This window comes from Affinirhizobium straminoryzae (assembly GCF_007004135.1).
Classification (GTDB): domain Bacteria; phylum Pseudomonadota; class Alphaproteobacteria; order Rhizobiales; family Rhizobiaceae; genus Neorhizobium; species Neorhizobium straminoryzae.
The window spans coordinates 1-15963 of record NZ_VJMG01000070.1 but is presented as its reverse complement, the minus strand read 5'-3'; the positions used below and the strand labels follow the sequence as shown (position 1 = coordinate 15963).

Annotated in this window: 16 protein-coding genes; 9 read left to right on the top strand and 7 right to left on the bottom strand. The window is 63.1% G+C overall.

Annotated features, from left to right (window positions below; all coding sequences use genetic code 11):
* Positions 1 to 34: 34 nt before the first annotated feature.
* Together lepA and FNA46_RS21115 are read right to left on the bottom strand one after the other, a co-directional pair.
* Entirely contained in the window at positions 35 to 1855 is a 1821-nt protein-coding gene (lepA, locus tag FNA46_RS21120) for a translation elongation factor 4 (RefSeq protein ID WP_143127192.1), read from the bottom strand.
* Between the two features lie 105 nt (positions 1856 to 1960).
* Entirely contained in the window at positions 1961 to 3235 is a 1275-nt protein-coding gene (locus tag FNA46_RS21115; protein WP_143127191.1) for an MFS transporter, read from the bottom strand.
* 196 nt (positions 3236 to 3431) lie between these two features.
* Between FNA46_RS21115 and FNA46_RS21110 the strand changes: the two genes are divergently transcribed.
* Together FNA46_RS21110 and FNA46_RS21105 are read left to right on the top strand one after the other, a co-directional pair.
* Positions 3432 to 4007: a helix-turn-helix domain-containing protein gene (locus FNA46_RS21110; RefSeq protein ID WP_143127190.1), complete on the top strand. Its 576-nt coding sequence runs from the start codon at positions 3432 to 3434 to the stop codon at positions 4005 to 4007.
* 24 nt (positions 4008 to 4031) lie between these two features.
* A complete protein-coding gene (locus tag FNA46_RS21105) occupies positions 4032 to 4550 on the top strand; it encodes a GNAT family N-acetyltransferase (protein ID WP_143127211.1) in 519 nt (172 codons plus the stop codon).
* Between the two features lie 2 nt (positions 4551 to 4552).
* Here FNA46_RS21105 and FNA46_RS21100 read toward each other — a convergent pair whose 3' ends face one another.
* Positions 4553 to 5617 carry an alpha/beta hydrolase family protein gene (locus tag FNA46_RS21100; RefSeq protein ID WP_143127189.1) on the bottom strand — a complete coding sequence of 355 codons (1065 nt, stop codon included), beginning with the start codon at positions 5615 to 5617 and terminating at the stop codon, positions 4553 to 4555.
* A 187-nt stretch (positions 5618 to 5804) separates the two neighbouring features.
* Between FNA46_RS21100 and FNA46_RS26190 the strand changes: the two genes are divergently transcribed.
* Positions 5805 to 5978 carry a hypothetical protein gene (locus FNA46_RS26190; RefSeq protein ID WP_185969943.1) on the top strand — a complete coding sequence of 58 codons (174 nt, stop codon included), beginning with the start codon at positions 5805 to 5807 and terminating at the stop codon, positions 5976 to 5978.
* A gap of 65 nt (positions 5979 to 6043) precedes the next feature.
* On the opposite strand, the gene FNA46_RS21095 is transcribed toward FNA46_RS26190, so the two are convergent.
* Both FNA46_RS21095 and FNA46_RS21090 read right to left on the bottom strand, forming a co-directional pair.
* The gene (locus FNA46_RS21095; RefSeq protein ID WP_143127188.1) at positions 6044 to 6331 is read right to left on the bottom strand and encodes a hypothetical protein; all 288 of its coding nucleotides are present in this window, start codon (positions 6329 to 6331) and stop codon (positions 6044 to 6046) included.
* A gap of 188 nt (positions 6332 to 6519) precedes the next feature.
* Positions 6520 to 7617 carry a TRAP transporter substrate-binding protein gene (locus tag FNA46_RS21090; RefSeq protein WP_143127187.1) on the bottom strand — a complete coding sequence of 366 codons (1098 nt, stop codon included), beginning with the start codon at positions 7615 to 7617 and terminating at the stop codon, positions 6520 to 6522.
* Positions 7618 to 7831: 214 nt separating this feature from the next.
* Here FNA46_RS21090 and mbfA point away from each other — a divergent pair, with 214 nt between their 5' ends.
* A complete protein-coding gene (gene mbfA / locus FNA46_RS21085; protein WP_143127186.1) occupies positions 7832 to 8815 on the top strand; it encodes an iron exporter MbfA in 984 nt (327 codons plus the stop codon).
* Positions 8816 to 9083: 268 nt separating this feature from the next.
* Here mbfA and FNA46_RS21080 read toward each other — a convergent pair whose 3' ends face one another.
* Entirely contained in the window at positions 9084 to 9599 is a 516-nt protein-coding gene (locus tag FNA46_RS21080) for a transglutaminase-like cysteine peptidase (RefSeq protein WP_425468790.1), read from the bottom strand.
* A 247-nt stretch (positions 9600 to 9846) separates the two neighbouring features.
* Complete coding sequence (locus FNA46_RS21075; RefSeq protein ID WP_143127184.1) at positions 9847 to 10644, bottom strand: alpha/beta hydrolase; 798 nt, start codon at positions 10642 to 10644, stop codon at positions 9847 to 9849.
* A 183-nt stretch (positions 10645 to 10827) separates the two neighbouring features.
* On the opposite strand from FNA46_RS21075, the gene infC reads away from it, so the two are divergent.
* The 5 genes from infC (at position 10828) to pheT (ending at position 15906) form a co-directional block, all read left to right on the top strand.
* Positions 10828 to 11364 carry a translation initiation factor IF-3 gene (gene infC / locus FNA46_RS21070; RefSeq protein WP_215568157.1) on the top strand — a complete coding sequence of 179 codons (537 nt, stop codon included), beginning with the start codon at positions 10828 to 10830 and terminating at the stop codon, positions 11362 to 11364.
* A 204-nt stretch (positions 11365 to 11568) separates the two neighbouring features.
* Positions 11569 to 11772, top strand: coding sequence for a 50S ribosomal protein L35 (rpmI, locus tag FNA46_RS21065; RefSeq protein ID WP_099056273.1), 204 nt, complete (start codon positions 11569 to 11571; stop codon positions 11770 to 11772).
* A 39-nt stretch (positions 11773 to 11811) separates the two neighbouring features.
* The gene (gene rplT / locus FNA46_RS21060) at positions 11812 to 12216 is read left to right on the top strand and encodes a 50S ribosomal protein L20 (protein WP_143127182.1); all 405 of its coding nucleotides are present in this window, start codon (positions 11812 to 11814) and stop codon (positions 12214 to 12216) included.
* Positions 12217 to 12372: 156 nt separating this feature from the next.
* The gene (gene pheS, locus FNA46_RS21055; RefSeq protein ID WP_143127181.1) at positions 12373 to 13458 is read left to right on the top strand and encodes a phenylalanine--tRNA ligase subunit alpha; all 1086 of its coding nucleotides are present in this window, start codon (positions 12373 to 12375) and stop codon (positions 13456 to 13458) included.
* Positions 13459 to 13479: 21 nt separating this feature from the next.
* The gene (gene pheT / locus FNA46_RS21050) at positions 13480 to 15906 is read left to right on the top strand and encodes a phenylalanine--tRNA ligase subunit beta (RefSeq protein WP_143127180.1); all 2427 of its coding nucleotides are present in this window, start codon (positions 13480 to 13482) and stop codon (positions 15904 to 15906) included.
* Positions 15907 to 15963: the final 57 nt, after the last annotated feature.

The window sequence follows — 15963 nt, the reverse complement described above, 5'->3', positions numbered from 1 at the left end:
GGATTATGAAGCAGATGCGAGGCCGCGAAAAGCCTCACTCGTCGTTCATCTTCAGCGCTGCGATAAACGCTTCCTGCGGGATTTCCACCTTGCCGAACTGGCGCATGCGCTTCTTGCCTTCCTTCTGCTTGTCCAGAAGTTTGCGCTTGCGGGTGGCGTCGCCGCCGTAGCACTTGGCGGTCACGTCCTTGCGCAGGGCGCGCACGGTTTCGCGCGCGATCACCTTGCCGCCGATGGCGGCCTGGATCGGGATCTGGAACATGTGCGGCGGAATGAGTTCCTTCAGCTTCTCGCACATGCCGCGGCCGCGCCGGTCGGCCGCCGAGCGGTGGACCAGCATGGAGAGCGCATCGACAGGATCGCCGTTGACGAGGATCGACATCTTCACGAGGTCGCCGGCGCGGTAGTCGGTGATCGTATAGTCGAAGGAGGCATAGCCCTTCGAGATGGACTTCAGCCGGTCGTAGAAGTCGAACACCACTTCGTTGAGCGGCAGTTCGTAGGTCACCATGGCGCGGGTGCCGACATAGGTGAGTTCGGTCTGGATGCCGCGGCGGTCCTGGCAGAGTTTGAGCACGGAACCGAGATACTCGTCCGGCGTCAGGATGGTCGCCTTGATCCAGGGCTCGCGGATCTCGTCGATCTTCACCACATCCGGCATGTCGGCCGGGTTGTGCAATTCCTTCTCCGTGCCGTCGGTAAGCGTCATCTGGTAGACGACGGAGGGCGCGGTCGCGACGAGATCGAGATTGAACTCGCGCTCCAGGCGTTCCTGGATGATTTCGAGGTGCAGCAGGCCGAGGAAGCCGCAGCGGAAGCCGAAGCCGAGTGCTGCCGAGCTTTCCATTTCGAAGGAGAAGGAGGCGTCGTTGAGGCGCAGCTTGCCCATGGCAGAGCGCAGGTCTTCAAAGTCGGCGGCATCGACGGGGAAGAGGCCACAGAACACCACCGGCTGGGCCGGCTTGAAGCCGGGCAGGGCTGCCGCTGTCGGGCGCTTGTCCTCGGTGATCGTATCGCCGACGCGGGTATCTGCCACTTCCTTGATCGAGGCGGTGATGAAGCCGATCTCGCCGGGGCCGAGGCTGTCTACATTGACCATCTTCGGCGTCAGCACGCCGACGCGCTCGACGGTATACTTGGCATCCGTGCCCATCATGCGGATCTGCTGACCCTTCGACAGCACGCCATCGATGATGCGCACCAGAACCATCACGCCGAGATAGGTGTCGTACCAGCTGTCGACCAGCAGCGCCTTCAGCGGCGCCTTTTCGCCGCCGGGGCTCTGCGGCGCCGGCAGCTTGTGCACGATGGCTTCCAGCACGTCCGGAATGCCAAGGCCGGTCTTGGCCGAAATCAGCACGGCGTCGGAAGCGTCGATGCCGATGACTTCCTCGATCTGTTCCTTGATCCGCTCCGGTTCGGCGGCGGGCAGGTCGATCTTATTGAGAACCGTCACCAGCTCGTGGTTGTTGTCGATCGCCTGATAGACGTTGGCGAGCGTCTGGGCTTCCACGCCCTGGCTGGCATCGACCACCAACAGCGAGCCTTCGCAAGCCGAGAGCGAGCGCGAGACCTCATAGGCGAAGTCCACGTGGCCGGGCGTGTCGATCAGGTTCAGCACATAGGTTTCGCCATTGTTGGCCTTGTAGTGCAGGCGCACCGTCTGGGCCTTGATGGTGATGCCGCGCTCCTTCTCGATCTCCATGTTGTCGAGAACCTGCTCCGACATCTCACGGTCGGCCAGGCCGCCGGTCGACTGGATCAGGCGGTCGGCAAGCGTCGATTTGCCATGGTCGATATGGGCGACGATGGAAAAGTTGCGGATATGGTCGAGGGGCGTACGGTCTGTGCTCATGGCTCGCGCATATAGCAGCGAGGCCTTGCAACGCCTAGCGGGAAATTGCGGCAAAGCTTGAGAAAACCGGGGCTTTCGCCGGTCCGGACGCCGCTTTGTCCGTCGTCAGCCGGTCGGTTCCGTCGACTGGTCGGCCGCGCGCGCTTCCGGATCGGTCAGCACGGCGGCATTCGGCAGTTGCGCGCTGCGCAGTTCGAAGCTCTCTCGTTCGGCGGTTGGAACGGGATCGCGTTCGTTCAGCCGCCACAATGTGAAGAGCATATAGGCGGCCGCAACGAGAAGGGCGGCACCGATGAAGGTTTTGGGGCCGAAGACGGGCATCAGCGCCGTCACGGCCAGCGGCACCACGGTGGCGGCGGCCGACCAGGCCACCAGCAGCGTGCTGGACAGCGGCACGTAATCGCCGGGATCGGCCCGGTCGTTCGAATGGGCGTTGGCAATCGAATAGATCGTCTCGATCGCGCCGCCGAACACCAGGAAGATGAGCATGAACAGGATCATGTGGGTGAAGGAGGCAAACAGCGCTGCGGTTCCGGCCGTCAGAATGATGGCGCAGGTGATGAGCAGCACGCGGCGGCGGTCCATCCGGTCGGAAAGGATGCCGAGCGGATACTGCACGAAGAGCAGGCCGGTCTGCATCACAAACATCAGCAGACCTACCTGCTGCTGTGCCACGCCGTTGGTGGTGGCATAGATCGGCACGAAGCCCTGCACCACCATCGACAGCCCGCCGGAGGCGAGAACGCCGATGAGGCCGACCGGCGAAATCTGCCAGGCCATGCCGACATCGACATTGACCCGCGCCGGGGCCGGCGGGTTCGGCAGCCGCGTCAGGCCGATCGGCAGGATTGCCAGCGCCGTGAAGAAGATCGTCAGCAGCGGCGTCAGGTTGCCCGAGGTCGGGATCTGCCCGAACAGCCAGGAGCCGCAGCCGAGCCCCAGCACATAGGCCATGTAGAAGAAGGACATAGCGCGGCCCCGCCAGGCGTTCGAGGCCGCATGGTTCAGCCAGCTCTGGGCGATGATGAAGTTGCAATTGGCCGCCGCGCCATAGAGCCCGCGCCCGAGAATCCACAGAGAGACGGAGAGGTTCGAGGCGATGAAGGCGGCTGCAATGATGACGATCCCCATCGAGCAGGCAAACAGCCGCGCATGGCCGACCCGCTGGATCAGCGGCCCCGTGACGACACAGCCCACCAGCCCGCCAAAGGCAACGGCGGTGACGGCCGCGCCCGGTGCCCAGGCCGCATCGGCCGATCGCGCCAGCATATAGGGGCTGTAGGCAAACATCAGGCCGCTGCCCACCGCCGCCGTGGTCATCGAGGCGACGATACTGGCGATCGACAGGGGAGAGGAACCCCGATCAGGCGGGCCGTGCATGAAGCCTCCCAAAGGACAAGGTGGTGACGGGACCTGTGACCGGTGCCGACCGAAGGGATATGCGAGATGGGCGCAAGAGTAACTTCTTCGCTAGGCTCAGGCTATCGCGAAGACGCCGCAGGCTGTCGTTCGAATTCTCAAAAATTCCATCATGCGCTCTATTGACTCCACTATAATGGAAATGCAGGATCAGGCCATGGAACAGAATGACGAACAGTTCGAAGGCGCGCTCGGCGAGCGGTTGAAGGCACTCAGGCAGCGGGAAGGGTTTACGCTCGACCAGCTGGCCTCCGCCTCCCGGGTCAGCCGCGCGATGATCTCCCGCATCGAGCGGGGCGAGGCCAGCCCCACGGCAGCGCTGCTGGCGCGTCTGTGCGAGGCGCTCGGCCTGTCGCTCTCGGAATTCTTTGCACCGGATCAGCCGGACCGCTCGCCCGTTGCGCGGCGGGGGCAGCAGCGGATCTGGCGCGATCCGGTCACCGGTTATCTGCGCCGCTCCGTGTCGCCGCCGGGTGTTTCGTCCCGCGTCGATATTGTCGAGGTGGATTTCCCGCCCGGCGCGCGCGTCAGCTTCCCGCCGCGGGAAGAGAGCCGGTTCATGACCCAGCATATCTGGGTGTTTGCGGGCGTGCTCGAGATGATCCTGCCCGGCGAGACCTACCGGCTGGAGGCGGGCGACTGCCTGTTCATGGATATCGGCGACGCCTTCCAGTTCCACAATCCCACCGATCAACCCGTGCGCTATGCCGTCATCCTGGACCGCGGGCGCTGAGCGATGAAAGACATGCCGATGCCTATGACCACCTGCCGCCTCGTCTCCGCCGAAGATGCTGCCCCTCTGGTTGCCGACCTGTGCGAGGTTCTGTCCGACTGCGTCAATGGTGGCGCTTCCGTCGGTTTCATGCTGCCTTTTGCGCCTGAGGACGCGTTGGGCTACTGGCAGGGCATCGTCGAGAGCGTCGCCGCCGGCCACACGATCCTTGCGGTTGCGGAGGTGGAGGGCCGCGTGGTCGGCACCGTGCAGGTCGGGCTGGCCCAGAAGCCGAACCAGCCGCATCGCGGCGATCTGATGAAGCTTCTCGTGCACCGCTCGGCCCGCGGCCTTGGCCTGTCGCGCAAGCTTATGGCGCTGGTGGAGGAGGAAGCCGCGCGGCGCGGTCGCACCCTTCTGGTGCTGGATACCGCGACCGGCAGCGAAGCGGAGGCGATCTACCCCCGCTTCGGTTGGGAAAAGGCCGGCGTCATTCCCGATTACGCGCTGTGGCCGCAGGGCGGCTTCTGCAGCACCACCCTGTTCTACAAGCGGGTGGCCTGACCTTACTTCAGCGTCGTCTCGAAGGCCTCGACAATCAGCTTTTCCGCATCCTTGTGAATTTCCGCCCGGTCGCGCAGGCCCTTGCCGTCGCAGATGGGGTCGGCATCGCCGGATTCGCTCAGCACATCCTGCGCATCGGGCTTGCAGATCGGCAGGAAGCTGAAATGGTTGGCGCCGGGGATCTGGCGGTACTGGGCGCCGGGGATTTTGGCGGAAAGCATATCGGCCTTGACGGCGACGGGCACGCTGCCCGGGCTGCCCAGATTGATGACGGTCGTCGGCACCTTGATCGCCGTCAGGCTGTCGGCCTTGAAGGCGGTCGCGAGACCGGGGTCGACGATGACGGCGGAGGTGACGCGGGGATCGAGATTCGACTGTTCGAAATGTGCCTTGTCGAAGTCCCGCAGTTTCACGACCGGCGAGGCGACCCGCTTGCCGTCAACGAAGCCGAAGCCGCCGGCAAACCACTGGCAATCCATCATCATGGTATAGCGGTCGCAGTAATCGGCATAGGCGTTGAGGTCGGCGCGGGCGCCGATCAGTTCCAGTGCCGTGCTGGCGCCGAGCGAAAAGCCGATGACGCCGATCTTCGCGGCGTCGACGGAAGCCTGCCAGCGGGCATCTCCTGTCATCCAGGTGATGATGTTGGAGAGATCCTGCGTCCGCTCCCAGATGCGCGGCGTGGCAATCGGCGTTGAATCGCCGCTGGTCGTGCCGGGATGATCGGGGCCGGCAACGATGAAACCCTGTTCCGCAAGACGGGCTGCAATCCAGGTCATGCCTTGCGCCCGCGAGCCGGAGCCGTGCGACAGCAGGATCAGCGGGTGGCGGCCGGGATCGATCGCCGCATCCGGCTTGGCGGCGGCACCGGTGAAGATGCGGTTGTCGCCGACGAGAGCCTCCGGCGCCTTGGCCTTCGAGGGATACCAGACATCGACGGAGAGCGGCTTGCCGCGTTGCATCGAGGGAACGGAAATCGTGGTGACGCCGATGACGGTCTCGGCAAAGGCCGTCCAGGGCAGGAAGGCGCTTGAAAGAAGGGCGGTCAGGAGAAGAAGCCTTTTCATGGGAAAACCTCGTTGGATGAAGCGACGAGGGCAAACTTTCGGTTTTCGGCAGGCTTCTCGACCTGAAACATGATCAAGGTCGTCTCGAAACGCGATCCGGGACGGACGACCCGGCGAGATGTCCAGGGGGAACTTCCAGGTGGTTCGAGGGTTGGTCACCATCACCCCTGCCAACCCGGAGGCAAGCATGAGCAAGACCAATGTCAAGGAACTGCAGGCCCGCGCCAAGGCTCAGGTGGAAAACACCAGCGCCGGCGGCCATCTCGGCGGCACCTATTACGGGCAACAGCCGGACGGCAAGACCGCCAGCCAGAACGACCGTGTCGGTGCCAAGAGCCGGCGCAACAACGGCAGCAAGTGAACGGCGCCAAGCCTCTCGATCCTTCGATGGCATATCGATCCGAGACCCCGCTGCAATGCGGGGTTTCAGCGCCGGGAGGGAGAAGGGACGGCCGCCCGGCGGGCAAACCGGTCCGCACCGCTACCTGAGACGGCGGCGGCGCAGGCCAGCCGTGCGGACAGCGCTGCCAGCTTTTCCGGCTGCGTCAGACCCATGCGGTAAAGCCGCAGCACGATGCGCGCAATGCTGTCCGGATCGGGCGCATCCGCCTGCCTGTCACAGGCAAATACGACGGAGCGGATCGCCCTGTCCAGAATGGCAAGGTCGCTCGGTCCGAGGATGCTGGGATAGAACCGGGTGTGCCGTTGCGGCATGACTTTCTCCGTGCAGCAGGCGACACCATAGGCCCATGGTCTTCTTGCGCAATATCAAATGTTAAGGCCGCGCATAGAGCGGAGTGGCAGGCCAGGAGGCCGGGTCTGGTCCATTTTCCCTGCATGACAAAAAGGCGGCCGCCGCTGCCGGCCGCCGCCTTCCCTATCGTTTTTGGCGGTTGCGCCGCTTACAGCGTGCCGTTGCGCTGCTGGATCATCATGAAGGTATCGAAGCTGTAGTCGGCGATCTGCAGCCACAGATAGCCGTCCTTCTTGAAGGCCTGCTGGCTGTCGTAGATCTTCTTGAAGTTGGGATTGGTCGCGCTGATTTCGGCATAGGTTTCCTGGGCCGCCTTGTAGCAGACCTCCAGAATGTCCTGGCTGAAGGGGCGTAGGATGGCGCCTTCGCCCACCAGTTCGCGCAGCGCCTTGGCGTTCAGCGCATCGTAGCGTTCCAGCATCAGGGCATTGACGCGGGCGCAGGCATCGGTCAGCACCCGCTGGTAGCGCTTCGGCAGGTTCTTGAACTTGTCACGGTTGAAGAAGGTGTGAACCGTCGGGCCGCCTTCCCACCACGCAGGATAGTAGTAGTATTTGGCCACCTTGTAGAAGCCGAGCTTGTAGTCGTCATAGGGACCGACGAATTCGGTGGCGTCGATCGTGCCCTTTTCAAGCGCGGCATAGACATCGCCGCCGGCGATCTGCTGCGGCGTCACGCCCACCTTGCTCATCACCTGGCCGGCAAGGCCGGCAATGCGCATCTTCAGGCCCTTGAGATCGTCAACGGTCTTGATTTCCTTGCGGAACCAGCCGCCCATCTGCGCGCCGGTATTGCCCGACGGCAGGGCATAGAGGTTGTGGCCGGCGAAGAATTCGTTCAGCAGGTCGTTGCCGCCACCGACGGTGAACCAGGAATTGCTGAGACGTGCATTGAGGCCGAAGGGAATGGCGGTGCCGAGCGCGAAGGTCGGATCCTTGCCGACATAGTAGTAGGCGCAGGTATGGGCCATTTCCACCGTGCCGGCCGCCACCGCATCGGCCGCCTGCAGCGGCGGCACGATTTCGCCGGCCGCAAAGGTCTGGATCTGGAACTTGCCATCGGTGGCTTCCGACACGCTTCTGGCGATCTCGGTGGCGCTGTCGAACAGGATGTTGAGGCTCTTCGGGAAGGACGAGGTGAGGCGCCAGGTCAGTTCCGGGTTTTCCTGGGCAATGGCGGGAGCGGCAAGGGCGGCTGCGCCAACTCCGGCAACACCGGCCTGGCGGAAGAAGGATCTGCGGTTCATGGACTAAAAGCCTTCAATTTCAGGGGGTGCTGAGCATATGCCCAGGCTACCGGCCCCTAAATCATTTTGTTGTCGGCGCTGCAAGGCAAAAGGGCGGCCGCGCTGACCCTTCGCGGTTTTCGGGTGGCGCGCGACACTTCGGCCGTTTGTTTCAGGCTTGTCAGATTTTCCCGGAACCCCTATTATTAGAATAATTCTAAAAAGGAATTCCGACATGCTCGACCTGTTTCGCGGCTCTTCCCGCCGCAGCTTCGATTCCCTCAGCGAGGCGGAGATCCTCGCGCTCGCCATTTCATCGGAAGAGGAGGATGCACGGATCTATCAGTCCTATGCCCGCGCCCTCGAGCCTCAGGCGCCGGACAGCGCCAAGGTTTTTCGCGATATGGCCGAGGTGGAGCATGCGCACCGCAACATGCTGATCTCGCAGTTTCGCCAGCGGTTCGGCGAGGACATCCCGCTGATCCGGCGCGAGCATGTGCGCGGCTTCTACCAGCGCCGGCCGGACTGGCTGATGACCAATCTCTCGCTTGAGACGATCCGGGCCCAGGCCGAACTGATGGAGGAGCAGGCTGCTCGCTTCTATCTGGAAGCCATCAAGCGGGTGACAGACGCCTCAACACGACAGCTTCTGGGTGATCTTGCCGTGGCCGAGCAGGGGCATGGCGAGATTGCCCGCATGCTGGGCGACAAGCATGCGCCGGAAGAGGTGCGCGAGGAGGAGGCGGCCACCGAGCGCCGCCAGTTCATCCTCACCTATGTGCAGCCCGGTCTTGCCGGCCTGATGGATGGATCGGTATCCACGCTCGCCCCCATCTTCGCGGCGGCCTTTGCCACCCAGGACACATGGCAGACCTTTCTGGTCGGCCTCTCGGCGTCGGTCGGTGCCGGCATTTCCATGGGGTTCACGGAGGCTTCGCATGACGACGGCAAGCTGTCCGGGCGTGGTTCGCCGCTGAAGCGCGGCCTTGCCTGCGGCATCATGACGGCGCTTGGCGGCCTCGGCCACGCACTGCCTTATCTCATCCCACACTTCTGGACGGCGACGATCGTCGCGGCCTTCATCGTCTTCATCGAATTGTGGGCGATCGCCTTCATCCAGAACAAGTATATGGAAACGCCCTTCCTGCGGGCTGTCTTCCAGGTGGTGTTCGGCGGCTCCCTCGTCCTCGCCGCCGGCATTTTGATTGGGAATGGGTGAGCTGCGACGGCGTAGCCGGCAAAACTTAGCCGTGGCACGTTTTGAGCAGCGAACGCGCCGAGCCCAAGCGAGGCGCCGGGGCTTCAGCCAGGAGCGACGGCGTAGCCGGCAAAACTTAGCCGTGGCACGTTTTGAGCAGCGAACGCGCCGAGCCTGAAGCGAGGCGCCGGGGCGTCAGCCAGGAGCGACGGCCAGCCGCACTGCCCGTCCAGACAACAAAAAAGGCCAGCATCCGCCGGCCTCTCTTCTGTGTCCTATGTCCGGTCAATCAGCGCAGTGCGCCGACCAGAATGTCGCGGCCATCCTCGATGGTGACCCAGCGGCCGGTGTTGAAGGTCGCCTGACGCTTCAGATAGGTGTAGGGCGTGGCCGTCCAGAGGTTCACGTCATCGGTCAGGTTGTCGAGGATGAAGTCGCCCTCGGAGGTGCGCACCGTCAGAACCGCATGGCCTTCGCCATCGGGCTTGCGGACCACGGTGATCAGCAGATCGGCCAGCGAAAAGCCCTTTTCGGAAAGTTCCTTGCGCTTTTCCAGCACATAGTCCTCGCAGTCGCCGGCATCCACCGGATACTCCCAGTATTCTTCCTTGCCGTAGACTTCCATGTCGGTCTTGGCGGTGATGCGATGGTTTACCGACTCATTGACCTCGTGGATCATTTGCCAGCCATAGGCGGTGACCTTGGCCGGCGGAGTGGAGGTGAAGCGGATGTTGCATTCGTCGGGATGGCGCTGGCAGAATTCGTAATGGCCGATCGGCTGGGAGGTCACATTGCCCGTCACCATATTGGCCAGTGGACGAGAGGCCGGAACCGCGGCCGAGGCGGAGCCAAGCACAACAGCAAGCACCACGGCTACATGCCGCGCGTTCAGGGCATTCATCATGGACCCGTCCCTTCAAATCCTAACAAAAGGTTAAGAGCCAAAGGGACGAGGTGTCAATTATGAACAGAGTCTTAACGGCGGGACTCTGCGTTTATGGTTAAGATTGCTGCGTGAATGCTGCATCCCCTGCGGCGCAAGGCAGGACACCCTATAGGAGAGCGGTGATCGCGGCCTGCATCCGTTCGATATCCTGCGGCCGCGACAGCCGGTGATCGCCGTCACGGACCAGCGTCAGCACCACGTCGTCGGCCGGCAGGAACTCCATCAGCTTGAGTGCATGCTGGTAGGGCACGTCTTCGTCGCGCATGCCCTGCAGGATGTGGACCGGGCAACGGGTCTCGATCAGTCCCTGCAGCACGCGGTTGCGGCGACCATCCTCGATGAGGGCGCGGGTGAAGATATTGGGCTCCGGACTGTATTGCGAGGGTTCCTCGAAGAAGCCGCGCTCCTCCAGCGACCGGCGTTCGGCGTCGGACAATGCCGGTTCGATCAGTTCGCTGGTAAAGTCGGGTGCGGGTGCGATCAGCACCATGCCGCGCACCGTCGGCGCTCCGGGGCGGCGGCCAAGTTCCTGCACGGCCCTCAGCGCAATCCAGCCGCCCATGGAAGAGCCGACCAGGATGATCTCGTTCGCCGGATGAGCATTGATCACCGCGAGCGTTTCCTCCAGCCAGCGGGAAATTGTCCCGTCGCGAAAGGCGCCGCCGGACTGGCCGTGGCCCGAATAGTCAAAGCGCAGCGCCGCAAGGCCCCGCTCACCGGCCAGCCTGTCCATCTCCAGCGCCTTGGTGCCGGTCATGTCCGAGCGATAGCCGCCAAGCCAGACGAGCATCGGCCCGGTCTCTGCACGTTCTGCGGGACGGTAAAGCGTCGCGATCGGGCGGGCCTGCCCGTTCTCACCGACGGCAAGGGTGGCGGCGCGGATGGGGTCGGATGGCTGTGTCATGCGTCTGTCTCTCCGGCTGTGTGGCTGCCTATAGAGCAGATTCGCGAAAAGCCGGCAGCAGGTGATTTCTCCCAGCAAATATGCTATTGACTTCGAAGCAGCGTTGACGACATTGCCCGCTATTGCGCTTGAGCGCAGATGATCGCCGCTGCGATCCAGAAACAATTCGAGGAGAATACGACCATTCGCAGACCTTTCAAAGCCGACGCTCCAGTCAAGGACGGGCCGCGCTCCAACCGGGAAATCCGCATCCCCCGCGTTCAGCTGATCAACGCAGAGGGTGAAAACCTCGGCATCGTGCCGACAGATCAGGCGCTCAAGATGGCGGAGGAGGCTGGTCTCGATCTGGTCGAGATTTCTCCCAACAATGACCCGCCGGTCTGCAAGATCCTCGATCTCGGCAAGCTGAAATACGCCAACCAGAAGAAGGCGGCCGAAGCACGCAAGAAGCAGAAGATTGTCGAAATCAAAGAAATCAAGATGCGCCCGAACATCGACACCCATGATTATGAGGTGAAGATGAAGGCCATCAACCGCTTCTTCGAGGATGGCGACAAGGTTCGCGTGACGCTTCGCTTCCGCGGTCGCGAAATGGCGCACCAGGAACTGGGCATGAAGCTTCTGCTTCAGGTGAAGGAAGACACCGCGGCGATTGCCAAGGTGGAGGCCGAGCCGAAGCTTGAAGGCCGCCAGATGATGATGGTGCTGGCCCCTCGTTGAGGCCAGCCTGTCCGTCTCTGTGAGGCGCCCGGATCTGCCGCCTGCGCCGGTGGCGACAATCCCGCTTTCCCCATTGCGCTTTACGGCATCAGCCGCTATAAGCGCGCGTCCGAACGGTCCGGCAGGGCATGCCGTGTCCGTTCTTGAATTGCTTGGCGCTGGCCTCGTCAGTTGGTGCCGATACAAGAATTATGGAGTAGCAAAATGCCCAAGATGAAGACGAAGTCCTCCGCCAAGAAGCGGTTCAAGATCACCGCGACCGGCAAGGTCGTTGCGGCTGCCGCCGGCAAGCGCCACGGCATGATCAAGCGTTCCAACAAGTTCATCCGCGATGCACGCGGCACGATGATTCTGGCCGAAGCTGACGGCAAGAAGGTCATCAAGAACTACCTGCCGAACGGTCTCTGAGACCTTTTCGCTTCCGGAACACTTTAAGGAGATCATGACATGGCACGCGTAAAACGTGGCGTAACCTCTCGCGCCAAGCACACCAAGACCCTCAAGGCCGCCAAGGGCTTCTACGGTCGCCGCAAGAACACCATCCGCGCCGCAAAGGCTGCCGTCGATCGTTCGCGCCAGATGGCGACGCGCGACCGTCGCGTCAAGAAGCGGAACTTCCGCGCCCTCTGGATCCAGCGCATCAATGCTGCCGTCCGCGAATTCGGCCTGACCTACGGCCGCTTCATCGACGGCCTGAACAAGGCTGGCATCGAAGTGGACCGCAAGGTTCTCTCCGACATGGCAATCCATGAGCCGGCTGCCTTCGGCGCCCTGGTCGAAGCCTCCAAGAAGGCTCTCGCCTATCTCAAGGATGCCGGCACGGCCAACGAGTTTGAAAGCGCGGTTCGTTAACCAGCGCTTCCCAGGCTTATCTAGCTTCACTGAATTTGGGAAACCCGCGCTGGTCTCGGCTGGCGCGGGTTTTTCATTTGTCTGTCAAGGCTTCATGTCACGACCGTACGTCAGGGTCACGTTCCGGCCTTTGCCGGGCTTCATATGGAAGAAACCATGTCCGATCTGGAAAACCTGAAAACCTCGCTTCTGACGGAAATCGCGGCTGCCGGCGACGAAGCGGCCCTCGAAGCCGTCCGCGTCTCTGCGCTCGGCAAGAAGGGCTCCGTCTCCGACCTGTTGAAGACGCTCGGCGCCATGAGCGCTGAAGAGCGCCAGACCCGCGGCGCGGCGATCAATGCGCTGAAGACCGAGGTGACGGAGGCGCTTGCCGCCCGCAAGACCGTGCTGCGCGATGCCGCGATCAACGCCCGCCTCGCTGCGGAAACGCTGGATGTGACGCTGCCGGTCCGCTCCTCGCCGGCTGAGCGCGGCCGCATCCACCCGATCAGCCAGATCATCGACGAGATCACTGCCATCTTTGCCGACATGGGCTTTTCCATTGCGGAAGGCCCCGATATCGAGACGGATTATTACAACTTCACGGCGCTGAATTTCCCGGAAGGGCACCCTGCCCGCGAGATGCACGACACCTTTTTCCTGGCCCCGGACGAGAAGGGCGAGCGCAAGGTGCTGCGCACGCATACCTCGCCGGTGCAGGTGCGCACGATGGAAATCCAGAAGCCGCCGATCCGCATCGTCATTCCCGGCAAGACCTATCGCCAGGATTCGGATGCCACCCATTCGCCGATGTTCCATCAGGTCGAAGGCCTTGTCGTCGACAAGAAGAGCCATGTCGGCAACATGCGCTGGATTCTGGAAGAATTCTGCAAGGCCTTCTTCGAGGTGGACAGCGTCACCATGCGCTTCCGCCCGTCCTTCTTCCCCTTCACGGAGCCGAGCTTCGAGGTGGATATCCAGTGCGACCGCTCGTCCGGCCCGATCGTCAAGTTCGGCGAGGGCAAGGACTGGATGGAAATTCTGGGCTGCGGCATGGTCCATCCCAACGTGCTGCGCGCCGGCGGGCTTGATCCCGATGAATACCAGGGTTTTGCCTGGGGCATGGGCCTAGACCGCATCGCCATGCTGAAATATGGCATGCCCGACCTGCGCGACTTCTTCAACGCCGACGTGCGCTGGATGAGCCATTACGGTTTCCGCCCGCTCGACATGCCGACGCTGTTCGGCGGTTTGAGTGTGTAATTCTGCAAGGAGGATAGACCCATGAAATTCACGCTCTCCTGGCTGAAGGAACATCTGGAAACCGACGCGAACCTTGAACAGGTCTGCGAGCGCCTCACCGCGATCGGCCTCGAGGTCGAGGATGTCGATGACCGGGCGGCCTACAGGCCCTTCGTCATCGCCAAGGTCATCTCCGCCGAAAAGCATCCGTCTGCCGACCGGCTGAAGGTGCTGATGGTGGATACGGGCGACGGCAAACCGGTGCAGGTCGTCTGCGGTGCGCCGAATGCGCGGGCAGGCCTCGTCGGGGCGCTGGCGCGGCCGGGCACCTATGTTCCGGGGATCGACGTGACGCTTTCCGTCGGCAATATCCGCGGCGTCGAAAGCCATGGCATGATGTGCTCGGAGAAGGAACTCAACATCTCCGACAACCATGACGGCATCATCGACTTGGCCGACGATGCGCCGGTGGGCACGCCGTTTGCGACCTATGCCGGTCTCGATGATCCGGTCATCGAGATCAACCTGACGCCGAACCGCCCGGACTGCACCAGCGTCTACGGCATCGCACGCGACCTGGCGGCGTCGGGCCTCGGCACGCTGAAGGCGCCGAAGGTTCCGGCGCTGCCGGTGGATGGCGAAACCACCGTCGACGTGCGCATCGATCTCGATGACGAGCGGCTTTGCCCGGGCTTTGCGCTGCGTCTCGTGCGCGGCGTCAAAAACGGCCCGAGCCCGGCCTGGATGCAGCAGCGGCTGAAGGCGATCGGCCTTCGCCCCATCAATGCGCTGGTCGATATCACCAATTACATGACCTTCGATCAGGGTCGGCCCATGCACGTGTTCGACGCCGCAAAGGTGAAGGGCAATCTCGTGGTGCGCCGTGCCGTCGAGGGCGAGGAAATCCTTGCGCTCGACACCCGCACCTACAAGCTGTCGGCCAGTAATGTCGTCATTTCCGATGACAATGGCGTCGAATCGATCGGCGGCATCATGGGCGGCGAGCATTCCGGCTGCGACGAGAACACCGTGGACGTGCTGATCGAATCGGCGCTGTGGGACCCGATCAACATCGCCAAATCCGGCCGCGCGCTCGGCATCATCACCGATGCGCGCTACCGCTTCGAGCGCGGCGTCGATCCCGAATATATGATGCCGGGGCTGGAGCGCACCACGGAACTGGTCGTGCAGCTCTGCGGCGGCACGCCGGCCAAGGCGAAGATCGCCGGCTACAAGGGCCATGACCGCAAGGTCGTCGATTTCCCCTTCTCGGACGTCAAGCGGCTGACGGGCCTGACCGTTTCCGTCGAAGAAAGCCGGCAGATCCTGACCGGCCTCGGCTTCGAGATCCTGTCCGGCGACGAAAGCCGCGTGCAGGTGGCGGTTCCTTCCTGGCGACCGGATGTCGACGGCAAGGCCGATCTCGTGGAAGAGGTCATGCGCATCCACGGCGTCGACAACATCAAGCCCGAGCCGCTGCCGGCCAAGGAGACGGTCAATGGCCGCATCCTGACGACGCTGCAGATCCGCACCCGCACGGCGCGGCGTGCGCTTGCCTCGCGCGGTATGCTGGAAGCCGTCACCTGGTCCTTCATTCCGGAAGATCAGGCAAGACTGTTCGGCGGCGGCAAGCCTTCGCTGAAACTCGTCAACCCGATCGCCGCCGACATGTCCGACATGCGCCCTTCGCTGCTGCCGGGACTTTTGACGGCTGCCCAGCGCAATGCCGACAAGGGCTATGGCGACGTGGCGATCTTCGAAGTGTCCGGCACCTATGAGGGCGATACGCCCGACGCACAGCGGCGCGTGGCGGGCGGTATCCGCCGCGGCACGGCGTCGCTTGCCGGAGCCGGCCGCTCCTGGTCGAATGCCGCCAAGGGCGGCGGCAAGCCGGTCGATGTCTTCGATGCCAAGGCCGATGCGCTGGCGGTGATCGAGGCCTGCGGCCTGCCCATGGCCAATGTCCAGGTGGAGCAGGGCGGTCCGGCCTGGTATCACCCCGGCCGCTGCGGCACGATCAAGATGGGCCCGAAGGTGGTGCTCGGCCATTTCGGCGAATTCCATCCGAACACGCTGTCGGCGCTGGACGTGTCCGGCGCGCTGGCGGGCTTCGAGGTCTATCTCGATGCGATGCCGGAGCCGAAGAAGAAGGCCACCCGCACCAAGCCGGCGCTGGAGCTTTCGCCCTTCCAGATGGTGAAGCGCGACTTCGCCTTCGTCGTGGACAAGGCGGTCGATGCCGGATCGATCATCAAGGCGGCCAGCAGCGCCGACCGCAAGCTGATCACCGGCGTCACTGTCTTCGACGTGTTCGAGGGCGCCTCGCTCGGCGAGGGCCGCAAGTCGGTTGCCATCGAGGTACTGATCCAGCCGACCGACAAGACGCTGACGGATGAGGATTTCGACGCGCTGACGAAGAAGATCGTCGGCAATGTGGAAAAGACGACCGGCGGCACCCTGCGCGCCTGACCTGCCATTGCAGATCCTTCTTTCGGCCGGAATGCGGTCTCGTCGCATTCCGGCCGA

What these genes read in the sequence shown, in the direction of transcription:
- FNA46_RS21095 (WP_143127188.1), bottom strand. Translation starts at nt 6,331, where the DNA reads ATGCCGCAACGGCACACCCGGTTCTATCCCAGCATCCTCGGACCGAGC.
- lepA (WP_143127192.1), bottom strand. Translation starts at nt 1,855, where the DNA reads ATGAGCACAGACCGTACGCCCCTCGACCATATCCGCAACTTTTCCATC.
- rplT (WP_143127182.1), top strand. Translation starts at nt 11,812, where the DNA reads ATGGCACGCGTAAAACGTGGCGTAACCTCTCGCGCCAAGCACACCAAG.
- FNA46_RS21110 (WP_143127190.1), top strand. Translation starts at nt 3,432, where the DNA reads ATGGAACAGAATGACGAACAGTTCGAAGGCGCGCTCGGCGAGCGGTTG.
- mbfA (WP_143127186.1), top strand. Translation starts at nt 7,832, where the DNA reads ATGCTCGACCTGTTTCGCGGCTCTTCCCGCCGCAGCTTCGATTCCCTC.
- pheS (WP_143127181.1), top strand. Translation starts at nt 12,373, where the DNA reads ATGTCCGATCTGGAAAACCTGAAAACCTCGCTTCTGACGGAAATCGCG.
- FNA46_RS21080 (WP_425468790.1), bottom strand. Translation starts at nt 9,599, where the DNA reads ATGGTGACGGGCAATGTGACCTCCCAGCCGATCGGCCATTACGAATTC.
- pheT (WP_143127180.1), top strand. Translation starts at nt 13,480, where the DNA reads ATGAAATTCACGCTCTCCTGGCTGAAGGAACATCTGGAAACCGACGCG.
- FNA46_RS21105 (WP_143127211.1), top strand. Translation starts at nt 4,032, where the DNA reads ATGACCACCTGCCGCCTCGTCTCCGCCGAAGATGCTGCCCCTCTGGTT.
- FNA46_RS26190 (WP_185969943.1), top strand. Translation starts at nt 5,805, where the DNA reads ATGAGCAAGACCAATGTCAAGGAACTGCAGGCCCGCGCCAAGGCTCAG.
- FNA46_RS21100 (WP_143127189.1), bottom strand. Translation starts at nt 5,617, where the DNA reads ATGAAAAGGCTTCTTCTCCTGACCGCCCTTCTTTCAAGCGCCTTCCTG.
- FNA46_RS21115 (WP_143127191.1), bottom strand. Translation starts at nt 3,235, where the DNA reads ATGCACGGCCCGCCTGATCGGGGTTCCTCTCCCCTGTCGATCGCCAGT.
- FNA46_RS21090 (WP_143127187.1), bottom strand. Translation starts at nt 7,617, where the DNA reads ATGAACCGCAGATCCTTCTTCCGCCAGGCCGGTGTTGCCGGAGTTGGC.
- rpmI (WP_099056273.1), top strand. Translation starts at nt 11,569, where the DNA reads ATGCCCAAGATGAAGACGAAGTCCTCCGCCAAGAAGCGGTTCAAGATC.
- FNA46_RS21075 (WP_143127184.1), bottom strand. Translation starts at nt 10,644, where the DNA reads ATGACACAGCCATCCGACCCCATCCGCGCCGCCACCCTTGCCGTCGGT.